This window comes from Acinetobacter sp. CAU_H_S139_7, from assembly GCF_058599305.1.
Genome location: NZ_CM178651.1, coordinates 1,984,908 through 2,000,357, shown reverse-complemented (window position 1 = coordinate 2,000,357; position 15,450 = coordinate 1,984,908). Strand labels below are relative to the sequence as shown.

Sequence of the window (15,450 nt, the reverse complement as noted above, 5' to 3'; positions counted from 1 at the left end):
ATTAGGCGGGTCATGGCACAAATTATTGCGATTGCGAACCAAAAAGGTGGTGTAGGTAAAACCACAACCGCAGTAAATTTGGCTGCATCTTTAGCAGTACTTAAAAAGCGTGTTTTATTGGTTGATATGGACTCGCAAGGCAATGCGACCATGGGGTCTGGCATTCAAAAAAATGACTTACTGTATTCAGTGACCGATGTTTTACTGGGTGAAGTACCTATAGAAACTGCAATTACCAAGGCGGAAGTGGGTTATAAGGTCTTGGGTGCAAACCGTGATTTGGCAGGAGTTGAGCTTGCGATTGCTGAACAAGAAGGGCGTGAGTTTATTCTGCGTGATGCGTTGCAAGAAATTGAACAAGCATATGATTACATCATTGTGGACTGTGCGCCAAGTTTAAGCTTGATCACGGTTAATGCACTGGCAGCGGTGGATGGTGTGATGATTCCAATGCAGTGTGAATACTATGCTTTGGAAGGTTTGGCAGATTTAACACAGACCATTGATCGTATTCAACAAGCATTAAATCCTGAGTTAAAAATTATTGGTGTTTTACGCACCATGTATGATGCACGTAATGCACTGACGCGTGATGTGTCTGAAGAATTAGAACAATACTTTGGCAAAAAACTCTATGACACGGTCATTCCACGTAATGTGCGTCTAGCTGAAGCACCTGCGCATGGTTTGCCTGTGATTTATTTTGAAAAAAGCTCGAAGGGCGCAGTTGCTTATTTACATTTAGCAGCTGAAATGATTAAGAAAAGCAAAGTGAAAAAAGGAAGTAACGCATGACCGTTAAAAAACGTGGACTGGCAAAAGGTCGTGGTTTAGATGCCTTACTCGGTTCCATTCAAAAAGAGAAATTACAACTTGAAGCACAAGCTCTTGATCACGGTCAGCTAAAACAAATTGATGTGCATTTATTACAACGTGGTGAATATCAGCCACGTCGTTTTATTAATGAGCAAGACTTACAAGAGTTAGCGGCATCGATTGAAAAACACGGTGTGATGCAGCCGATTGTGATTCGTCCAATTGATAATGAAAAGCACCCCTATGAAATTATTGCGGGTGAGCGTCGTTGGCGTGCGGCCCAACTTGCTGGCTTAACGCAAGTCCCAGCCATTGTTCGTGATTTAACAGACCAAGTTGCAATTGCACTGGCGTTGATTGAGAACATCCAACGTCAAGACCTTAATCCGATTGATCAAGCGATGGCATTACAACGTTTTCATGAAGAGTTTGGTTTAAGTCATCAAGAAATTGCGGATACGGTAGGCAAAGCGCGTACCACAGTAAGTAATTTGCTACGTTTATTAAGTCTAGCTGAGCAAGTTAAAGACTTTATGCAGCAAGGTTTACTAGACATGGGACATGCTCGTGCCATTTTGACTTTGAAAGGGAAAGATCAACTGAAAGTCGCAGAATTGGTGATAGAGAAAAGCTTATCTGTTCGCCAAACTGAACAATATGTTCGTGATCTCAATGCGCCTAAACAAGAAAAATCCAAAACGGAAATTGCACCAGATCTTCAACAATTGACACAGCGCTTAACAGATCGTTTTAGTGCAAATGTCAAAATTGATCATAATAAACAAGGGAAAGGCAAGCTCACGATTCATTATCATTCACTCGACGAGTTGGATGGTATTTTGAATATTTGCTTAGCTGAATAATTTTATTTTCTATTTCTAAATACTTGGGGAAGTGTTATGTGGGAATTGGTAAAAGCAGGTGGGTGGCTTATGCTGCCCCTTGTGCTCTGTTCGATCTTTACTGTTGCGATTAGCTTAGAGCGTTTTATTCGCTTGAAGAAAACTACTATTTTACCGAAAGATTTGCTATTAAACCCAGCGCAAAGCGTACAAATGGTTTTGCCTAAACTTAAACAAAATCAGGATTTACAGGCAACGACATTGGGTCGTATTTTGGAAGCTGGTTACCAAAGTAAGGCACAAGGTGAACAGTTTGCACGTGCACAGATGGAAGCAACAGCCTCTCAGGAAATTGGTTATCTTGAAAAAAACATCAATTTTTTGGGAACATTGAGTGCTGTCGCGCCTCTTTTAGGATTATTGGGAACGGTACTTGGGATTATCGAGTCATTTTTAATGATTGATATTGGGAATAGTAGTAATCCAACACTGATGATTCCGGGGATTTCTAAAGCACTGATTACAACTGCGGCAGGAATGTTCATTGCGATTCCCGCATTATTTGCTTATCGTTATTTTCAGCGGTTAGTTCAAGAGTATGTTGCTGAATTAGAACAGCAATCGACTTTATTTCATGCGGCTTTATTTTATAAGCAAACAGAAACTGTGCTTGAAAACCATGATGATGTTGTTGTGAAGCAAGCGAGCTAAGGTGAAGTATGAAATTCAAACGTTCACAAGTTGAAGATGTTCATATTAACCTTACACCAATGATTGATTGCTTATTATTTATTTTGGTGTTTTTATTGCTGACCACCACCTTCAATCAATTTAGTCGTATGAATTTAACCTTACCTGATGCGCAAGGTGTTCCACCGAAAACATTTGATCATAAAATCGAAGTGGTGGTAGATTCCACAGGGCATTATTCAATTAATGGTCAGTCTATTGCATCGAAAGATGTTTCAGAATTAAATACCGCAATTAAACAGATTTCCAATGACCGTCGTGATCTAATGTTTGTGATTGCTGCGGATGCAAAAGCAACCCATCAGGATGTGATCCGTGTGATGGATGTGGCAGGTCAGTTGGGATTTGTAAATATCAATATTAGTACCAAAGTGCCTTCTCGAGGTTATTAGTGAAACACGATTTAAAAGTTTATCTACGTCTACTGAGCTATTTAAAACCGTATTGGGGCGTAGCGATTCTTGTGGTGATTGGTTTTGCTATGAATGCGGCGACAGAAGTTTCTGTCGCTAAATTACTTGAAAAAATTATTGAAGCGATTCAACACCGTGATCAAGGTTTTACGACATTGTTCCCAATTTTGGTTGTTGTGGTAATGTTCTTCCGTGGGCTGGGTTTGTTCATGGGCGGCTACTTTACAGCGGTCATTTCCAGAAACTTGGTCTTTAATATTCGCCAAGAAGTCTTTGCCAAATTATTGCGTCTTCCTTCGCAGTATTATCTGGACAATAACAGTGGTCATATCACTGCGAAAATTATGTATAACGTGGAGCAGCTTACAGCCGCATCTACAGAGTCATTAAGAACTATTGTTCAGCAAGGTCTAATCACTCTTGCATTGCTCGGTTACCTTATATATAGCAACTGGCGTTTGACTTTGTGTATTTTGATTTTTGCGCCACTGATTGGGTTGCTTATTCGTAAAGCAGCAAAGCGTATGCGTAAGCTCTCTATTCAAGTCCAAGACACCATGGGGGATGTCAATCACGTGGTACAAGAGACAGTCAATGGTCACTTAGTGGTGAAAGGTTTTGGTGGTCAAGGGTATGAGCAACAACGTTTTAAAGATACCTCATTGGAGAATTTACGACGCGGTTTGAAAATGGTGGTTGTGCAACAGCTCAATAGTCCAATTGTACAGTTGATTATGTCCGTTGCTCTGAGTATTGTGATGTGGATCGCACTACGCCCAGAAATTCTACAAGATACCAGCGCGGGTCAATTTGTGGCGTATATTACTGCAGCAGGTATGTTGAGTCGGCCAATTAAAGCATTGACTGATGTGAATGAAAAAATTCAACGGGGTATGGCGGCAGCACATTCCGTCTTTGAAATTTTAGATTTGCCTGAAGAAAAAAATACTGGGACTTTAACTCCAGTACTGAAAGGTAATATCGACTTTAAAGATGTGAACTTAGTTTATGTGGATGGTTATCAAGCGCTGCATGATTTTAATCTGAGTGTCAAAGAAGGTGAGACGATTGCTTTAGTGGGGCGTTCTGGTGCTGGTAAAACGTCTCTGGTGAATTTACTGGTGCGTTTTCAAGATACGACCTCGGGTCAAATCCTCTTTGATGGTATTGATATTCACGATATTGAAATCAATAGTCTGCGTACCCAAGTGGCAATGGTCAATCAGCAAGTGGTTTTATTTAACCGCACTGTGCGTGACAATATTGCCTATGGGCAGCTTGAAAATGCCTCTGATGAAGAGGTAATTGCAGCGGCAAAAGCAGCTTATGCACATGACTTTATTATGGCTTTACCACAAGGCTACAACACCAAGTTGGGGGCACAAGGTCTCAATTTATCAGGCGGTCAACGCCAACGTATAGCCATTGCTCGTGCGATTTTGAAAAATGCGCCTGTGCTGATATTAGATGAAGCTACCAGCGCGCTTGATAATGAATCAGAGTACTTTATCCAGCGTGCTTTCGATGCTGCAATGCGAGATCGTACCACGATCGTAATTGCACATCGTCTATCTACCATTGAGAATGCAGACCGCATTGTGGTGATGGATAAAGGGCGTATAGTAGAGCAAGGTACACATGCTGAACTTATTGCAAAGCAGGGTGCTTATTATCAACTCCATCAGCGTAATTTTGAGGAAAACTAAGTCATGTCAGGTGCACAGTTTATTCAGGATGCTTGGAACTCACAGGCAAAGTGGTTAATTGTGCTTCGTCCGCTGTCTTGGTTATATCGAGGTGGTTTTCTTTTAAACCGTAAGTTGTATCGGTGCAATATTAAAAAAGCGTATACGGCTCCTGTACCTGTCATGGTGATTGGTAATATTACCGTGGGTGGGAGTGGTAAAACTCCTCTGCTCATTCACTTAGTGAGTTATCTGCAAAGTAAGAATATTCGAGTGGGTGTGATCAGTCGTGGTTATGGTGCCAAGGGCCCATTTCCGACTATGGTGGATCTGAACTCATTACCTGAAAATGTAGGTGATGAACCAACACTCATTGTGCAATCTACTGATGTGCCGATGGCAGTGGGTCCCAACCGCCAAGAAAGTATTGAACTGCTTTTATCTCACTATCCCATTGATTTGATTATTAGTGATGATGGGCTTCAGCATTGGGCATTAAATCGCCAAATTGAGTGGATTGTTCTAGATAATAATCGTGGACTAGGCAATGAAAAGTTATTGCCCGAAGGTTATTTACGAGAACCAAAGTCTAGATTGGATCAAGGCATAGTGATCGAACATGCAGATCATCCTACACGTAGTATGCACATGCACTTAGAAGTTGCAGAGCCTTATTTGTTGAACAGTACTGAAGCGAAAGCATTCAATCCGCAAGATGATTTTTATGCGGTCGTGGGGATCGGGTTTCCGCAGCGTTTTTATCGTACTTTAGAGCGTATGGGAGTACAGCAGTTCCAGTGTCATGAGTTTGCCGATCATTATGAGTATGAGTTAGAGGATTTGGTTTTTGATGATGCCAATCCCATTATTACCACTGAAAAAGATGCAGTGAAAATTTTAGCGTTGCTCAAACAAAACCCTAGTTTTGCCCGCGATATTTGGGTTGTTCCTGTCGATGCGGTGTTATCGACGGCGTGTTATGACACCTTACATCAACAGCTCGCCGCTGTAGGTATTGAAATTTCTTAAGGTCTATTATGAAGCATATTGTTATTCCTGCGCGTTTTGCGAGCACACGTTTATCTGGAAAACCACTTCTTAAAATTCATGGTCGTGAAATGATTTTACGGGTCGTTGATCAGGCGAAGAAAGTGGAAGGTTTTGATGATCTCTGCGTTGCAACGGATGATCAGCGAATTTATGATCTTTGCATGGCTGAAGGCGTGGATGTAGTGTTGACCTCAGCGGATCATCCTTCGGGAACAGACCGCCTTAGTGAAGTGGCGAAAATTAAGGGCTGGGCCAGCGAAGATATCATTGTGAATGTTCAAGGTGATGAGCCTTTATTGCCGGCGGCTTTGGTTAAGCAAGTCGCGCAACTTTTAGAGTCACAAGCTGAGTGTTCAATGTCGACCTTGTGTGAACCAATTCAGCATTTAGATGAATTTAAACGTGACAGCATTGTTAAAGTGGTGATGTCGAAGTACAAACAAGCACTTTACTTTAGTCGTGCCACTATTCCATATGACCGAGATGCTGCAAAACAAGTGGAACAAGCGTTGCATAAACAAGCCTTCCGTCATTTGGGCTTGTATGCTTACCGCGTGAAATTGCTCCAAGAGTATGTGACATGGGATATGGGTACACTCGAAAAGCTCGAAAGCCTAGAGCAACTGCGTGTTTTGGAGAATGGGCACCGTATTGCCATTGATATCGCAGAGGCAAACTTACCACCGGGTGTGGATACACAAGAGGATTTAGATCGTTTAAATGCCATGGATGTGGCTCATTTTGCATAATAGAACTTAGGTCATCTACATGAAGCAAACGCTGCCTGAGCAGATTTATCCGTGGCATCAAAATGTTTGGGAAACTTTAACCACACGCTTTCCTCATATCGGTCATGGCTTATTGTTTTATGGTAAAAAAGGTTGTGGTAAAGAGACTTTTGCTGAGCAGTTTCTTGCTTGGGTCTTATGTGCTAAGCGGCAGCCAAATCATTTGGCCTGTGGGGAGTGTGGAAGTTGTCAGTGGTTAAAGGCGGATACACACCCCAATTATGTGCACATCACTACCGATGAAGACAATAAGAAACAAAATGCTAAGATCAAAATTGAGAAAATTCGTGATCTGCTGCCTTTTGTGCAGCAAACGGTAGACGGTTGGCGCGTCATCATTATTGAACCAGCCGAAGCTTTAAATACAGCTTCAGCCAATGCTTTATTGAAAACGCTTGAAGAACCAGGTGATCGTGTTGTTATCATTTTATTGGCAGATCATTATTTAAAACTGCCTGCAACCATTCGCAGTCGTTTGCAACATTTTGCTTTGGATCGCATAAATGAACAGCAAGCAGAGCAATTTTTAAATCAGCATTTGTCCCATAGCGATTTGGCACAGCAACATTTGTTGATGAACTTGTCCAATCATATGCCGTTGCAGGCAATTACATTGTCCGAGAGTGAATGGATTCCCCAACGTGCTGAATTTTTAAAAGATTGGCAAAAGTTGGTGATAGATAAAAATATGCCGACGGCAATTGCGACCAAGTGGAATAAAGCGCTGACATTTAGTGATTTTAGTCAAATGTTTGAGTACTTGTTGTCAGATTTGATTTGTGTCAAGCTAAATCAGCAGTTAAAAAACACTGATTTGGATTTTAATGTGCTGGCAGAACGGTATTCACTTGAAACTTTGTTTTCAATTTATGCTGAGTTGCAACAGTCAAAACAATATATTGAACAAAACGTACAAACTAATTTAGTGCTCGACCAATTGTGTATTCGGTTGATGGATGTTTAAAACAGGGGAATTTTATGCAACCACGTATGGGCGGGATTATTCAAGCCAATATTCCAGATAAAGCAACGTTATATGCAAGCTACATGCCCTTTGTGGTTGGTGGTGGTTTATTTATTCCATCCAAACAACCCGTAAAAATGGGAGAGGAAGTCTTTGTTTTGGCAACATTGCCAGAGCAAGCACAGAAAATTCCTCTCACAGGTAAAGTGATTTGGATTTCGCAAAAGCAAAATGGAATCAAACTCCAAGGATTTGGTATTCAACTTTCTGGGGAGAAAGGGGTTTATTACAAATCAGAAGCGGAAAAGTTGCTTGCAGGTATTAAGTCTGAAGGGCGAACTAGTTACACTATGTAATTAAGTATATGAAGTAGGAAACGCCTGTGTTTGTAGATACACACTGCCATTTAACCATGCTAGATTTAACCCCTTATGATGGGGATTTAGATTTAGCATTAGCGCAAGCACGTGCAGCGGGCGTTCATCGCTTTATGAGTATCTCGGTTGATCTTGATGATCATATTGAGCTAGCAAAAATTGCGGCACGGCATGACGATGTGGGCTATAGCGTCGGGGTACATCCTTGTGAAGATCCTGAAACCATGGCTCGTGCAACCACAGACTATTTAATTGAGTTGGCACAGCCTGAAAAAGTTTGGGCAATTGGTGAGACTGGGCTCGATTATTTTCATAGTACAGATTTCATCGCTGAGCAAAAAGACTGTTTTGCACGACATATTCATGCTTCACAAGCCGTAAAAAAACCAGTTGTTGTGCATACCCGTTCTGCCAAGCACGATACTGTTGATATTATCCGTGCTGAAAAATCAACGCATGGAATTTTGCATTGTTTTACAGAAGACTGGGAAACGGCCAAAGCTGTCTTAGACTGTGGTTATTATGTATCATTTTCAGGAATTGTATCTTTTAAAAATGCGCAAGATTTACGTGATGTGGCGAAGCAAGTTCCTTTAGATCGTTTGTTGATTGAGACGGATAGTCCTTATTTAGCCCCGATGCCATATAGAGGAAAGTCTAATGAGCCAAAGTACGTACCTTATGTAGCCAAAGCCTTGGCAGATGTATATGATAAGTCCTTAGAAGAGATGGCGTTCATCACAACACAGAACTTTGAAAACCTTCTCAACATGAAGTAAATAAATTGAAACGATAAAAGTGTATAAGAGAGTACTAGGGTGAAAATGGATCGTCAGGCTCAGTTTCGAGCAAGAGAAGCGTTAATTTTCCAAGTGGCTGAACAGTTACTTTTAGAAAATGGCGAAGCAGGAATGACCCTTGATGCATTGGCTGCGGAATTAGATCTAGCAAAAGGTACGCTTTATAAACATTTTCAAAGTAAAGATGAACTGTATATGTTGCTCATTATTCGTAATGAGCAGATGTTGCTTGAAATGATTAAAGATACAGATAAGCAGTTCCCTGAACATCTGGCTTTTTTTATGTTACACCATTTGCATCATCCTGAACGCACGGTGCTATTTCACCAAATAGAAGAGCGATTATCCACCACAGGTGTTGGGATCTATCAGTTGTTTACTGAACTTTATCAAATTCGGAAGCAACGTCTGCGTTTAATTATTCGTATGACCGAGCGGTATTTGGAGTCGATAGAGAGTCAAATGACAGTACGTGACTATTTAGCATCTATTTGGTCTTTGACGCACGGTGCCGCAGCGATTTTGAACTCTAGTTTTTATCAACGATATTTGGGGTCGCGCGATACTTTGCGCGTGGCCTACATCGACCAAGCTCTGGCGATGCCTAAACAAACGGGCGCAGCGGGATATCTTGCTTAGCGGATAGGATGTATGAAACAGAAACCACCTTCAAGGATTCAAGGATTTACACTGGTTGAATTGATGGTGGTTATTGTTATTATGGCCATTCTGGCATCATTGGTGATGTTAAATATCAATGGAGTTGACCAACGTAAAGCTGCGCAAGCCCGTGATTTTTTTATCATGGATGTACAGAAAATTGCACGTGAGGCAAATGATCAAGCACGTGTTTTGGCATTAGAAATCTATCCTGCGACTGATGTGGCTGATTTTTCTTATGCTGTCGTTGAATATAAAAACCCACAACTCATCATGCAAGCAGAACAACAAAATAATGTAATGTTGAATCATCAAAAATGGCAAAAATATAATGAGTTCCCGCAGCAAATGTTAGCTAAAAATGTTTCTTTTGCTGTGCAATCCTTAGACTATGATGTTTCCCAAGCCCAAAACGATGATTTAACCCAAGAGAATGCACCTAAACTGATTTGGTTGGGGAATGGCGAAGCCAAACCTGTTCGTATTCAATTTTATTATGCCAATGAGCCCGTGGGTGCAGAAATTGAAATTGATCATTTGGGTAAAATAAATGCGAGCTAAAGATTTAAAGAATAGTCTGCCGGCTTGCGCTCGAATGAAATGCTATTTCATTAATTCTCGTACCTCAAGCATAGCTTTTGGCCTTGCTCGAGTTAACCGTGTCTCAGGATTTACGTTACTGGAAGTGATGGTGGCGCTGGCTATTTTTGCTTCGGCAGCGGTCGCTTTAACCAAAGTGGGTATGCAATATACTCAGTCTACAGCCCATGCCATCTTGCGTACCAAGGCACAATTTGTTGCCTTGAATGAAATTTCGATGATGGAAATCAATCGTGATTGGCTACAAGGCACGGCCTCTAAACAAATCACCCAACAAGGTGAAACTTGGCAAATTGATAAATCAGCGCAAGCAACGATTAGTACTAATGTGCAACGCGTCAATGTACAGGTGAGCTTGGTGAATACTGAAACTGGAAAAGTAGATTCGGGTGTTACGAGTTTAGTTTTTTTTAACCATCGTGATGGAAGCCAACCATGACAAAACGCTCAGGCTTTACTTTGGTTGAGTTATTGGTGGCAATCGCGATTTTTGCTGTGCTTTCAGCTTTGGGTTGGAAGGTTTTTGATTATCTGATCAAGATTAAAGAGCGTAATACCCAACATGAACAGCGCTTAGGTCAACTACAAGAAGCATATCAACAAGTGTTACGTGACACGGTGCAAATTGTACCAATTACTGCCAATGTTGCGGGGCAGGTTCAACCCGCAGTCATGTTGCAAAATGGTCAGTTAACCTTTAGTAAAGCTGGCGTGACTGATCCTTTAATGCAAGGCATACCGCCTGAAGAGCGAGTTGAATATATTTATAAAGCAGATGAAAAAAAACTGTACCGTTATAAATATAAAAATTTAAATCAAACAGGTAATGATCAACCTGAAACCAGTGTTCTACTTGATTCAGTTGATCAATTTCAAATTATGTTACTCAATCCCAATGAAATGGCACAATGGCCTGAGGTGGCATTGAGTGAAAATGATGTGACTCAGGCAAAAATACTACCGCGCGGTTTAAAAATAAACCTCACTGTCAATGAGGTGAGTTATGAATGGGTGTTTAGTTTATTAAATACAGACTTTTTAAAACAAAAAAATTAAGTTGCAGGATATGAAACTCACGGACTCTATGCAAAACCATTTTTCCTTAAATGTATTCGTTGTAAATAGGTGGATGTTTTGAAGCGCTCTCAGCATGGCATTGCATTGATCACCATTTTGGTGATGGTGGCTTTAGCAACTATCCTTGCGGCTACGATTGCGAAACATCAGCGTAATACCGCAGAGAGTACGGCTTATTTAATGCGACAAAACCAAGCTCTGTTATACGCAAAAAGTGCTGAAGCTTTTTTTTCTGAGTTGTTGGTGGATGATGCTCAAAATGCAGCAGAAGTCGATCATCTACAAGAAACCTGGGCGAAGCCCATGCCTGCTTTTCCAGTGGAAGATGGTTTTGTTTCTGGGCGTTTAGAAGATGAATCGGGTAAATTTAATTTAAATGCTTTAGTTAAGTCGGATAAAAAGCCGAATGAGGCTGCAAAACTTTGGTTTGAAAAGCTGTTGGTACGTGTGGGGTTGCCTGCGCAACTTTCAGAAGCAGTGATTGATTGGCAAGATGAAGATGATGAAGTCAGTGGGCCGATGGGTGCTGAATCTGCTTATTATCAAAGTTTAGCTCAGGGTTATCTGACATCAAATCGTGCTTTTTATAATGTTGAACAGTTGAAGTTGGTGCGTGGGTTTGAGGGGCGTAACTATCAACTGATTGCACCTTATGTGAGTGCTTTACCGAGTAATGAATTAAAGGTGAATGTAAATACTGCACCTGCGCTGGTGTTGGCCAGCATTGATCCTAAGTTGGATGTATCTGCTATTCAAAATTTACAAAAGCAAAGACAGGCCAATTTGGAGTATTTTTCCAATGCTAATGAACTGTGGGAGGTCGATCCGTTTAAACAAGTGGACGAAGCTCAGCGGGCTACTGTTAATGATTTTCTCGGAGTTCAATCGAACTATTTTAAAGCCAGAATTGAAATCTTGTTGAATGAGCGTAAGCGTCAGTTTAGTAGTGATTTGGTGCGAAAAGATCAAATGGTATATGTGGCTTATCGGAGCATGTCACCGTTTTAAATGGTGGATATAAGACTGATATGATTTACCAATTGGATTGAATAATAAAATAAATGAGCATAGGTTTACTTTTGCTTTATAATTAAAGTCAATTCTTAGAAAGTTTGATTGCATTACGGCATATGTTAATTCGTAAGTTATTTAAGTTTGAAAATGCCCATATTGTACGTAACTGTACATCGGATCGTTGTAAACGCTCCATTCATGGTCACAGCTATAAAGTTGAATTACTCCTCAAAGCGTCGAAATTAGATCATGGTCAAATGGTTTATGACTTTGGCTTGCTGAAAGGGGTGATTAAAGACCTTTATGACTCTTTTGATCATGCGATTTGTTTTTGGCAAAACGATGATCCAGAATATATCCAAGCATGTAAAACATTTAGTGCGCGTTGGGTGTCACTGCCTGTTTCGCCATCGGCTGAACAATTTTCACGTATTTTCTTTTATCTTGCACAACAAGTACTCACGTCTACCGTGACTCAAAACGGTGAAGGCGATGTAGAAGTGTACTCGGTGATTGTGCATGAGACCGATACGGGCTATGCACAGAGTTTTATTGAAGATATTGAAAATACTCAGATGGGGCTTTTAGATTTAAGCCAGATCGAGTTTTCAGAACAAATCCAAGCGGAATGGGCGGACACTGAAATGTATACCAAATTAAAAGAAGGTATCCAATTTCACAATCCGAATGTAGAATTGCAAGTCAAACTGTGAAATTTGTCACGGAATATACAGTAAGGGAATAAGGCGCAAGTATGTCTTTAACAGAACAACAGCAAACCAAGCTTGATAAAATTCAGCTGGATGCCAGTTGGAAACATGGATTAAGTGACTTTTTGCTTAGTACTAAGATGGATGCGTTAAAGCAGTTTCTTGTTACAGAAATAAAAGCGAATAAAGTGATTTATCCGCCAAATGCGCTGATTTTTAATGCATTTAATACGACGCCTTTGGCGAATGTAAAAGTGGTAATACTCGGACAAGACCCATATCATGGGCCGAATCAGGCACATGGGCTCAGTTTCTCTGTGCAAAAGGGGCTTGCTTTACCACCATCTTTACGTAATATTTTCCATGAGTTAAATAAAGATTTAGGAATTGATATTCCTAAACATGGGGATTTAACTCGTTGGGCGCAGCAAGGCGTTTTGCTGTTGAACAGTGTATTAACCGTTGAAGCTGGTCAACCTACATCACATCAAAAACAAGGTTGGGAAGACTTTACCGATCATGTGATTGATGTTTTAAATGAACAGCGTGAGCATATTGTTTTTATTCTTTGGGGAGCATATGCGCAGCGGAAAGGACAACGGATTGATCAAGAAAAGCATTTGGTGTTAAAGGCGGCGCATCCGTCACCTTTGGCAGCAAACCGTGGTGGATTCTTCGGTTGTAAAGTTTTTTCAAAATCCAATAATTATCTTAAACAACATGGCATTGAGCCTATAGATTGGCAGCTGGACGCATGACATATTCTCCCGTTTCTAAAAACTACCATCCAGATTTGATTGTAGAAGAAGCAAAAAATGGTTGGCGCATTGTTCGTCTGAATAGACCAAAATCACTTCACGCTTTAGATGAAACGATTGTTTCAGCTTTATTTGAAGTATTTCAAGATTTTCATAGCGATGACGCAGTAAAAGCCATTTGGTTGGATTCAACCACACCAAAAGCATTCTGTGCGGGTGGTGATGTACGTAAACTTCGTCAATTGGTGATTAACGATGAAGTTGAAACAGCCAATCAGTTCTTTGAGCAAGAATATGCTTTAGATTTGTTACTACACAACTATGCTAAGCCTGTCTTGGTCTGGGGTGAAGGTTATGTCATGGGTGGTGGTTTAGGTCTGTTTATGGCAGCGCCATTCCGTTTGGTGACACCGCATTCACGTTTAGCGATGCCTGAAATTAATATTGGTTTGTACCCAGATGTGGGTGCAACGCGTTTCTTAGCGGATCGTGGGGCAATTGGTTTGTTCACGGGCTTAACGGGTTCAATCATGACGGCTGCGGGCGCATATAGTATTGGTTGGGCAACACATATCTGTGATGCACAGCGTAATACGGTGCTTGAGAAAGTCATTAATATTGACTGGAGTCATTATCCAGCAGGTGATTTTAGAGCGATTGATGATACCTTAAATAGTATGCACCGCCCAGTAGGTCCAGGCCCACTACAAAACTCGTTGGATGTGATTCATAGTGTATGTCGTGGTGTGAACTTTGAGCATGATTATGATGCTATTGTTGGTTTAAGTGATGCGCGTAGCGATTGGCTTCGTCAAGCCAGTGAGAACTTGCAAAAAGGTTCGCCTACAACTGCAGCATTAACATGGCTGTTATGGCAGTGGGGGAAGCAGGTTCATTCATGGAATGAAGTGTTTGAGCTTGAGACACAAATTTCTGACTGGAAAATTCGTCATGCAGACTTTGTTGAGGGTGTGCGTGCACGTTTAGTGGATAAAGACTTGTCGCCAGCATGGAAACAAGGGGCTAGTAACAGCTTGAAGGGTATTTTCGCTAGTAATCCACCAACAACGAGCATTGAAAGCTGGAATGAACTCCTTAAACATTACGATGTAATCTAATCTTTATGACTGATGTTTTAAAAACAGATAGTGAATGGATGCAGCTTGCTTTAGATCAGGCTGCTATTGCAGCGTCAAAAGGTGAAGTCCCTGTTGGAGCAGTGATTGTAAGTCAAAATAAAATTATTGGTTCGGGCTTTAATGCGCCTATTACGCTAAATGACCCTACCGCGCATGCTGAGGTTCAAGCACTTCGCGATGCTTGCCAAAATACACAAAATTATCGTTTACCTGATGATGCGGTCATGTATGTGACGCTTGAGCCTTGTACCATGTGTGTAGGTGCTTTGGTGCATGCACGCGTTTCAAAAGTAGTATTTGGTGCGACAGAGCCGAAAGCGGGCTCTCTTATAAGTGCACGTAAATTATTTGAAACGGGCTATTATAATCATCAGTTCTTGGTTGAGTCGGGTTGTTTACATGAGCAATGCTCACAGCAGCTCAGTCACTTTTTTAAAATGCGCCGCGAACAAAAGCGACTATCCCGTCTACAAGAAAAGGGATGAATGAATTCGTAAAATAATAATTTCATGTAAAATGAAATGACAATAATTATTGTCAAATAAGGCGTTGGAACCACCATGAATAATATTCAGATTAAAAAAGAATTTAATGCACCCGTAGAGCAGGTATTTGATTTACTTTCTAAACACTCAACCTATAACGTCGCTTTTGCACCAGTTCAAGTGGTGCGAGTGAAAGATTCAGCAGATCCAGAACGTCCGGATGGACTTGGTTCTGTACGTCGTATGGGTTTTGGTCCAATTAAACCGTTGAAAGAGCAAATTACATTAATGAATGTGAATGAGCGTATTGAATACAAGATTATTAAAAATCCACTCATCAAACATCATTTGGGTATTATTGAGTTTGAGCCGATTGACTCGAATAAAACTTTAGTGACCTATACGATTGAATTACAGGCACGTGCACCTTTTGTAAGTAAATTAATCCTTGCACAGCTTAAATCTGCGATTAAACTAGGTTTTTCGAAACTCGCTAAATCTGTATAACAAACTTTGGGTAAG

Annotated in this window: 20 protein-coding genes; all 20 read left to right on the top strand. The window is 40.8% G+C overall.

What is annotated here, in order from left to right; all coding sequences use genetic code 11:
• Nucleotides 1-12 precede the first annotated feature (12 nt).
• The 20 genes from AC4MC0_RS09805 (at nucleotide 13) to AC4MC0_RS09710 (ending at nucleotide 15,435) form a co-directional block, all read left to right on the top strand.
• On the top strand, nucleotides 13-795 hold the full coding sequence (locus tag AC4MC0_RS09805) for a ParA family protein (protein ID WP_004696827.1): 783 nt from the start codon (nucleotides 13-15) through the stop codon (nucleotides 793-795).
• The gene (locus AC4MC0_RS09800) at nucleotides 792-1,679 is read left to right on the top strand and encodes a ParB/RepB/Spo0J family partition protein (protein ID WP_004696828.1); all 888 of its coding nucleotides are present in this window, start codon (nucleotides 792-794) and stop codon (nucleotides 1,677-1,679) included. The genes AC4MC0_RS09805 and AC4MC0_RS09800 overlap by 4 nt, the downstream gene beginning before the upstream one ends.
• Before the next feature lie 36 nt (nucleotides 1,680-1,715).
• On the top strand, nucleotides 1,716-2,369 hold the full coding sequence (locus AC4MC0_RS09795) for a MotA/TolQ/ExbB proton channel family protein (RefSeq protein WP_004696831.1): 654 nt from the start codon (nucleotides 1,716-1,718) through the stop codon (nucleotides 2,367-2,369).
• Nucleotides 2,370-2,377: 8 nt separating this feature from the next.
• Nucleotides 2,378-2,800 carry an ExbD/TolR family protein gene (locus AC4MC0_RS09790; protein ID WP_004696832.1) on the top strand — a complete coding sequence of 141 codons (423 nt, stop codon included), beginning with the start codon at nucleotides 2,378-2,380 and terminating at the stop codon, nucleotides 2,798-2,800.
• Complete coding sequence (gene msbA, locus AC4MC0_RS09785) at nucleotides 2,800-4,527, top strand: lipid A export permease/ATP-binding protein MsbA (RefSeq protein ID WP_114836896.1); 1,728 nt, start codon at nucleotides 2,800-2,802, stop codon at nucleotides 4,525-4,527. The genes AC4MC0_RS09790 and msbA overlap by 1 nt, the downstream gene beginning before the upstream one ends.
• 3 nt (nucleotides 4,528-4,530) lie before the next feature.
• The gene (gene lpxK / locus AC4MC0_RS09780; RefSeq protein WP_218288436.1) at nucleotides 4,531-5,535 is read left to right on the top strand and encodes a tetraacyldisaccharide 4'-kinase; all 1,005 of its coding nucleotides are present in this window, start codon (nucleotides 4,531-4,533) and stop codon (nucleotides 5,533-5,535) included.
• Nucleotides 5,536-5,543: 8 nt separating this feature from the next.
• Nucleotides 5,544-6,305, top strand: coding sequence for a 3-deoxy-manno-octulosonate cytidylyltransferase (gene kdsB, locus AC4MC0_RS09775; RefSeq protein ID WP_490737920.1), 762 nt, complete (start codon nucleotides 5,544-5,546; stop codon nucleotides 6,303-6,305).
• A 19-nt stretch (nucleotides 6,306-6,324) separates the two neighbouring features.
• On the top strand, nucleotides 6,325-7,308 hold the full coding sequence (locus AC4MC0_RS09770) for a DNA polymerase III delta subunit-related protein (RefSeq protein ID WP_490737919.1): 984 nt from the start codon (nucleotides 6,325-6,327) through the stop codon (nucleotides 7,306-7,308).
• A 14-nt stretch (nucleotides 7,309-7,322) separates the two neighbouring features.
• Nucleotides 7,323-7,664, top strand: a complete 342-nt coding sequence (locus AC4MC0_RS09765) for a PilZ domain-containing protein (protein WP_005401154.1) — start codon at nucleotides 7,323-7,325, stop codon at nucleotides 7,662-7,664.
• Nucleotides 7,665-7,690: 26 nt separating this feature from the next.
• Nucleotides 7,691-8,464 (top strand): TatD family hydrolase, encoded by a 774-nt coding sequence (locus AC4MC0_RS09760; protein WP_078425022.1) that lies wholly within the window; start codon nucleotides 7,691-7,693, stop codon nucleotides 8,462-8,464.
• Nucleotides 8,465-8,509: 45 nt separating this feature from the next.
• Nucleotides 8,510-9,124: a TetR/AcrR family transcriptional regulator gene (locus AC4MC0_RS09755; protein ID WP_114836892.1), complete on the top strand. Its 615-nt coding sequence runs from the start codon at nucleotides 8,510-8,512 to the stop codon at nucleotides 9,122-9,124.
• Between the two features lie 12 nt (nucleotides 9,125-9,136).
• Nucleotides 9,137-9,706 (top strand): type II secretion system protein, encoded by a 570-nt coding sequence (locus tag AC4MC0_RS09750; protein ID WP_078388685.1) that lies wholly within the window; start codon nucleotides 9,137-9,139, stop codon nucleotides 9,704-9,706.
• Nucleotides 9,707-9,833: 127 nt separating this feature from the next.
• Nucleotides 9,834-10,184, top strand: a complete 351-nt coding sequence (locus AC4MC0_RS09745) for a type IV pilus modification PilV family protein (protein ID WP_491887513.1) — start codon at nucleotides 9,834-9,836, stop codon at nucleotides 10,182-10,184.
• Nucleotides 10,181-10,801 carry a type II secretion system minor pseudopilin GspJ gene (gene gspJ / locus AC4MC0_RS09740; protein WP_178927931.1) on the top strand — a complete coding sequence of 207 codons (621 nt, stop codon included), beginning with the start codon at nucleotides 10,181-10,183 and terminating at the stop codon, nucleotides 10,799-10,801. The genes AC4MC0_RS09745 and gspJ overlap by 4 nt, the downstream gene beginning before the upstream one ends.
• A 78-nt stretch (nucleotides 10,802-10,879) precedes the next feature.
• Complete coding sequence (gene gspK, locus AC4MC0_RS09735; RefSeq protein ID WP_490737918.1) at nucleotides 10,880-11,830, top strand: type II secretion system minor pseudopilin GspK; 951 nt, start codon at nucleotides 10,880-10,882, stop codon at nucleotides 11,828-11,830.
• A 122-nt stretch (nucleotides 11,831-11,952) separates the two neighbouring features.
• Nucleotides 11,953-12,549: a 6-pyruvoyl trahydropterin synthase family protein gene (locus tag AC4MC0_RS09730; RefSeq protein ID WP_278344805.1), complete on the top strand. Its 597-nt coding sequence runs from the start codon at nucleotides 11,953-11,955 to the stop codon at nucleotides 12,547-12,549.
• A gap of 41 nt (nucleotides 12,550-12,590) precedes the next feature.
• Nucleotides 12,591-13,304 (top strand): uracil-DNA glycosylase, encoded by a 714-nt coding sequence (ung, locus tag AC4MC0_RS09725; RefSeq protein ID WP_004696856.1) that lies wholly within the window; start codon nucleotides 12,591-12,593, stop codon nucleotides 13,302-13,304.
• The gene (locus AC4MC0_RS09720) at nucleotides 13,301-14,422 is read left to right on the top strand and encodes an enoyl-CoA hydratase/isomerase family protein (protein WP_490737917.1); all 1,122 of its coding nucleotides are present in this window, start codon (nucleotides 13,301-13,303) and stop codon (nucleotides 14,420-14,422) included. The genes ung and AC4MC0_RS09720 overlap by 4 nt, the downstream gene beginning before the upstream one ends.
• Before the next feature lie 5 nt (nucleotides 14,423-14,427).
• On the top strand, nucleotides 14,428-14,928 hold the full coding sequence (gene tadA, locus AC4MC0_RS09715; RefSeq protein ID WP_490737916.1) for a tRNA adenosine(34) deaminase TadA: 501 nt from the start codon (nucleotides 14,428-14,430) through the stop codon (nucleotides 14,926-14,928).
• 75 nt (nucleotides 14,929-15,003) lie between these two features.
• Nucleotides 15,004-15,435 carry an SRPBCC family protein gene (locus AC4MC0_RS09710; protein ID WP_490737915.1) on the top strand — a complete coding sequence of 144 codons (432 nt, stop codon included), beginning with the start codon at nucleotides 15,004-15,006 and terminating at the stop codon, nucleotides 15,433-15,435.
• The last annotated feature ends 15 nt before the right edge of the window (nucleotides 15,436-15,450 follow it).